We start from the raw sequence: 6,000 nt of genomic DNA on the forward strand, positions 1-6,000 counted from the left end.
TTAATCATCAAAATCTGCCAGGAATTTTTGCTTTCATCTATTTTACCTATTTGATGTTAGTTCAAAGCACGATCGACAATCTTGGTACCTACTTCAGCCATATGTTCGAAAGTATTGATGCCATCATGAGGAAAACCTCCTCGTGTCCGGTGAATGTTGAACCGGTTAGAGAACTTTCTTCCGAAAGTTTCTTCCACACCTGATTTACCAAGCATAAATCCTAATAAACCGCCCCAAGTTGCTGTCGGATTGTCCGAATCCCACCCAGCCAATACGCCAATCTTGATAGTTTCTTTAAGGTCGCCTTCGCCGTAGAAGAGACTGATAAGACTCGCTCCAAAGTTGATACCTGCTGCAAAGCAGCCATTGCATGCCTCATCTCGAGTTGCCCAGGAATAACCGGCTGTTTGCTGCACCTGATATCTTTCGTGCAATGCATCTCTGGCTTCTTCCCAGCTAACACGAGCTAGATATTTCGCCTTTACAAACTCATACATATCCAAAGCATAAGATCCCTCGGGTAAGGTAAATTTCGATCGCTCGGCCATTTGTGTCAATCTTGCCTTCCTATCCATGCCTGGCATATCGACAGAGGCCAGAGCGTACATCGATACATAAAACTGAGCAATGCATTCAGCATTTCCTCGAGCGGTGGTTTGAATAGGTAATCTGGCTAACTGCAATGCAATGTCGCACCTTCCTGGTGCATACAATCCAAATATTTCAGTGGTCAATTGTGCATCGATCATTTCATAGTGGGGATTATTTACTGAATCGCCGGTGGCTGGAGGCAATAATCCGGCCTTCATCAAATCATGCGCCCGCTGATTGGATACCCACAAATAGTTTTCTGGTTCGCCATTTTCATTTCGAAAAGGCGTATTTTCATCGGAATAGATGTGCGTCAACCAACCTTCTCTGATCTCACTTGCTGTGAGTAGACTGGTGTTATGCTGATACAGTAGGTATTGATACATATATTCAATATCTGTATCGTCATCTGCTCCCCATATTCCATCTTGGTCTACGAAATAGAAATCGATGGTGTCCGACACCAGATTCGAATTCCATATGTTTGGCTGATCTGGTTGGCCCCAGTCGGCTCGTGTATAAAATCCAGCTCCTATACCGTCTATTCCTTCCCCTCCAATCTTATCCATCTCTGTGATTAGACCGGTCCAGTTGGCAATGCACTGTCCTAGCCAAAAACCCTGCAGTTGATCCTTGTATTTCTCACGGTTGATAGTGATCATGTCTTCGTTTTCAACATCGATAAAAGTTGTCTCCTGCTCCTGTTTTTGCTGTTGCATACACCCCGCCAAGAGCATGGACCACCCAATCCATGTAAAAACTCTTCTCATCTACTTAAAGCTTTCTTCATTCACCCCTATACCAGTTAGCTTCAAAGACTTCCAATTTTTAGGCAAGGTCACATTCGTTTGAATAACTCCTTTTGGAGAAATGTCTAACCCACCAAAACCAAATAATATGGATTGCAACATACCGCCAGCCCCAGTGGCGAAGTAAGGATTGGTTCCACCGACTGTTTCAGCTAATACTGCAAATGGGGGTACTTCATTGGGTTTATAGCTCTTTTGAAACAGGTTGTAGGCCTTTTCGGCATCTCCTAACCGAGCATATAACGTTGCACTAATAGCCACACCCATGGCTGGGCCGCTAGGAGCAAGCCTCGGATGATAGTATTCCAAATCTCTTTTAATCTCAGCTGGGTCGGTAATCACTTTTAGTGGATAGGATAACAAAGTAGCATCCACTTGCTTGATTTCCTGTCCTGCATAAGTTTCGTTTTCTTTGGTGGTACCATCGGGAAATTTTACAATCGGAATTCTAGCAGCTACCCTTCTCCAGTCAGGATCTGGCGATTTACCTAAAGCTTCAGCAGCCAAGGTAGCATATTCCAACACCGTCTTTACCATACCATTGGTAAAGGCATTGTTGTCTATGTTTTCCTCAAATTCATTGGCACCTATCACGTTTTTGATTTCGTATCTACCATTGCCTGTATCCTCCACCCTACTCTTCCAAAACCTGGCTACTTCCAGCAACACCGGATACCCTCTGGTCTCCAACCATTCCAGATCACCCGTCACTTCATAATATTTCCAAAACGCCCAGCCAATCGTAGCAGAAATATGCTGCTGAAATGGACCTGTCAATGCCCAAACTGGTGTTTCCTCAGACCCATCGTCAGCCGACTCCCAAGGAAACATGGCTCCATCAAACCCATGCGCGAACGCGTTTTCTTTAGCGGCAGCTAAACGTTCAAATCGATATTCTAACAAAGACTTGGCAATCTCTGGTTGCAGCACCAGGAGTGATGGATACATCCACAATTCCGTGTCCCAAAAGACATGACCATTGTATCCCAAACCGGACAAATCCATAGGAGACAAAGAAAGGTTGCTTCCCTTTCGAGCAAATGAATAAAGGTGATAAACGGCCGAACGAATGGCCCTTTGTGACCCCAAATCCCCTTCTACGATAATGTCGCTCTTCCAAAGTTCTGCCCAAGCTTTTTGGTGCGCAGCCATCATCCGATCTATGCCTTCTAACTTGGCATATATGGATAGTCGTTCGGCTTCATTCCTTGGGTCTTTGTTGTGCACTTCAGCCAAAGTAGATCCGACAACAGCAAATCGATAAGTTTGTCCTGCCTTGATTTTCTTCATGAATTTGGCCGTATGGCGGCTGTAATCCCACTCTTCGTGGATGACATTCGGCTCTTGTCCGTGTGCCTCAGGAAATACGAAAGCTGTAGAAGTAGCTACTTTGATACCACCTGGGCTGCTCGCCTCCGAACTGAGCAATGAAATCAGCACATGTGGTCGGTCTATTTGTGAATAATAGTTTCTAATGTCAGACAAATGATCCGGCGCTACAATCGCATTGGAAGCAATGATTTCAACATCTTTCTTCGCGGTGATTTCTACCACAGACATGGCGGTATAGGGAAGATTTCTCAGAGACATGAGCGATTGCTTCACCGTAGCATCCTTTCCTATATCAAAGGATGAAATTAATTGGGCTCGTTTCATATCGAGAACTTGCTTGTAGTTACTCGCACTTCCAATACTCACCCCTTGCCCATTGATGCTCATGCTCACATTCATGTGACTGAAGGTCTTCAGGATATTGCTTACTCGACCTCGCTGATAATTGTCATACACACCGTTGAGCACTACATCTTTGATCTGCATGGGATTGGGTGACGAAACTAATCCTACCATTCCGTTAGCCAAGGTAACTCCATAGTAGTTGTTTGGGTCAATCTCGCTAGCCGGGATGTACCAGCCTGATTTTTCCACGCTTTGGGCATGTAACAGTCCCCCGTACATGCCCATTAGTGTGAATAGTATATTTTTAGTTTTGTTAATCCAATTTGACATAAGTCTCTCTTATGATTCGATCCACACCCAAGTCTTCAATTCGCTCTCTTCCTTCCTGAATCAATGTATCTCCTTTGAGAATCAATTCAAACTCGAAAGTGTTGCCTTCCCATTGGCGGGCGGTACAATATTCAAGGTTTTCAATATAATGACCATCCTTATAGCTATATGACCCCGAACCAGAGCCATATTTACTATTCAGACTATCGCTGCCCTTATTTAAATCGTGCGAAAAGAAGGCAAAATAGTTTTGGTTGATCATTTTGATCCCTTTCATGTCAATTGTGTAATCCGTAAAAACCGTATCAGTTCCCGTGATATTCTGGGCCGACAACAATTGCCAGGTGCCTTCTATAGGACTTCTTTCATTATCATTATTTTTTTGCTCTGGCGTGCAAGCAGCCAGAGCTAAGAAAAGTACAAAAACAAAACATCTCATTTATTTCGTGATTAAAGTTTGCATAGCATGTGCCGGAATGGTTGTTTCCACGGCCTCCATACCAATATACATTTTATAAGTAATAGCTTCATCTTGTGGATTCATCACTACAGTTGCTAAAGTACCATTCTCATTCAAAAAAGAAGTACTCAGTAGTTGACTTCTGCTACTGGCCGTACTCACACGCGCAGCCTCTGGTTTGATGAACTTGGAGAAATGCCCAATGTAGTAGTAAGATGGCGTGTATATCAAATCTCCAGTTTTGGTATCGGCATGAATAGGTGCAAAACAAAAATTACCCACATGATTAGGCCCTCCAGTTTCATCTAACAGTATATTCCAATCCGTCCAACCTACAGTACCTTGATTAAAATCATTGATCATCGAACGGCCATATCGCTCCGCATTTGGCCAGTATTGGTACTTAGCAGGATCGAATCGTTCATTGCACCCTTCTGTAAAAAGCAGCTTCTTGTCAGGAAAGTTTTCATTAACCATTCTCAGGTTACCAAAATTCGGATCAGCACCTGTCCACGTTTCATACCAATGAAAACCTATGCCCCAAGCATATTTAGCCGCTTCCGGGTCTCCGAAAATTGTGTTGGCTCTATTGACAATCAAATCACGATTGTGATCCCAAACCACAATATTTTTGTCCCCCAAGCCTTCTTTTTCCATGATAGGACCTAAGTGATCTCTCAAGAAGTCTCTTTCGTCTTCAGCAGAGTAGATACAAGACTCCCAGGTCTGAGTTGCCATTGGTTCATTTTGAATGGATATACCCCAAACCGGCATACCTTCGGCTTCGTATGCTTTGATAAATTTCGTGTAGTAAGTCGCCCAGGCATCACGATATTCGGAAAGCAACTTCCCTCCTTGTAACATATGGTCTTTTCCTTTCATGAAAGCCGGAGGGCTCCATGGAGTAGCATACAGCATCAGCTCTCCACCCGCAGCCTGAATGGCTCTTTTAATCATTGGAATCTTAAATTCCCGATCATGAGCTATATCAAATGTTTTTAATTCCTTATCGCCTTCTTCGATATAGGTATAGCTTCCACTACTGAAGTCACAACTATGAATGTTGGTTCTGGAAAGCGAATAGCCAATGCCAATCTCTTCATTGTAGTAGGCCGCTAACAATTCTTCCTGCTTCTCCGGGGAGAGTTTAGCAAAAGTCTCGGCCGATGCATCTGTGATAGCTCCACCAATACCGAGCATTTTCTGAAAAGTCTTTTCCGGATTAACAAAGATGGACCATTCCGTTTCCTTCGGCTGATCTGCTTTAATGAATGAGACTTTAGCTGTCTCAGCAAGTCTCAAATCTGTTTTGCTGGCTGTGGTATAAATAGTTACTTCTTTGCCATTGGTTGAAAACAACGGCACTGCCTCAACTTCATCCACTGTCGCTTCTTTTTTTTGAGGCTGACAAGCAAACCCTGCCATTATCCCCATTAATGCAATCAATTTTCGATTCATGATTTTGACTGGTTACGGATTGATATTTTTATTTTTTTAGCCATGTTGTCAGAGGCATTGCCGATATGTAGGTAGTAATCGCCAGATTCTACTACCCATTCAGCAGTGGACTCATCATAGTAAGCTAAATCGGCCACATCTATAATCACCTGCCCAGACTTACTTGTGCCTGGTTCCAGTTTGAGCTTTTGGTATCCTTTGAGTTCTTTTAGTGCTCGAGGTACTTTGGATTTGATTTTCCCGACATAGACCTGAACCACTTCTGCTCCTTCGATCGCACCTGTATTCTTAATATCAAAAGAAACGATAATGGACTCGTTGGGAGCATAAACTGATTGATCAGATCTAACATTCGAAATAGAAAATTCTGAATAACTCAACCCATAACCAAAAGCGAACTGCGAAGCGATTCTTTTGGTATCGTGCCAACGATAGCCTACCAGAATGTCTTCTTTATACTCTTGCATGATGCTGTCTCCAGGATAAGATATCTCACCAAAGGAATGGGCACCATTGTCTTCCAGTTTTTTAGAAAAACTAAAAGGTAGTTTACCCGAAGGGTTCACGTCTCCGGAAACTACATCTGCCAAAGCATGCCCAGTCATAGAACCTAGGTACCAAGCTTGAATAAGCCCTTTGGCTTTGGGCAACCATGGCATGGCGACAGCATTACCA

At 43.4% G+C, this 6,000-nt stretch carries 5 protein-coding genes; all 5 read right to left on the bottom strand.

Features of this window, described 5'->3' with window-relative positions; translation table 11 throughout:
• Positions 1-56 precede the first annotated feature (56 nt).
• Positions 57-1,361 carry an ADP-ribosylglycohydrolase family protein gene (locus ACOQO5_RS07725; RefSeq protein WP_420581117.1) on the bottom strand — a complete coding sequence of 435 codons (1,305 nt, stop codon included), beginning with the start codon at positions 1,359-1,361 and terminating at the stop codon, positions 57-59.
• Positions 1,362-3,356: a glycosyl hydrolase family 95 catalytic domain-containing protein gene (locus ACOQO5_RS07730; RefSeq protein ID WP_420581118.1), complete on the bottom strand. Its 1,995-nt coding sequence runs from the start codon at positions 3,354-3,356 to the stop codon at positions 1,362-1,364.
• A gap of 34 nt (positions 3,357-3,390) precedes the next feature.
• Positions 3,391-3,846: a hypothetical protein gene (locus tag ACOQO5_RS07735; protein ID WP_420581119.1), complete on the bottom strand. Its 456-nt coding sequence runs from the start codon at positions 3,844-3,846 to the stop codon at positions 3,391-3,393.
• Positions 3,847-5,325 carry a glycoside hydrolase family 30 protein gene (locus ACOQO5_RS07740; RefSeq protein WP_420581120.1) on the bottom strand — a complete coding sequence of 493 codons (1,479 nt, stop codon included), beginning with the start codon at positions 5,323-5,325 and terminating at the stop codon, positions 3,847-3,849. It lies immediately after the preceding gene.
• Positions 5,322-6,000: fibronectin type III-like domain-contianing protein (locus tag ACOQO5_RS07745; protein WP_420581121.1), on the bottom strand; the 679-nt coding region annotated here is incomplete at its 5' end. The genes ACOQO5_RS07745 and ACOQO5_RS07740, both read right to left, overlap by 4 nt.

This window comes from Reichenbachiella sp. (assembly GCF_965223055.1).
Taxonomy (GTDB): Bacteria; Bacteroidota; Bacteroidia; order Cytophagales; family Cyclobacteriaceae; genus Reichenbachiella.

What these genes read in the sequence shown, in the direction of transcription:
- ACOQO5_RS07725 (WP_420581117.1), bottom strand. Translation starts at nt 1,361, where the DNA reads ATGAGAAGAGTTTTTACATGGATTGGGTGGTCCATGCTCTTGGCGGGG.
- ACOQO5_RS07730 (WP_420581118.1), bottom strand. Translation starts at nt 3,356, where the DNA reads ATGTACGGGGGACTGTTACATGCCCAAAGCGTGGAAAAATCAGGCTGG.
- ACOQO5_RS07735 (WP_420581119.1), bottom strand. Translation starts at nt 3,846, where the DNA reads ATGAGATGTTTTGTTTTTGTACTTTTCTTAGCTCTGGCTGCTTGCACG.
- ACOQO5_RS07740 (WP_420581120.1), bottom strand. Translation starts at nt 5,325, where the DNA reads ATGAATCGAAAATTGATTGCATTAATGGGGATAATGGCAGGGTTTGCT.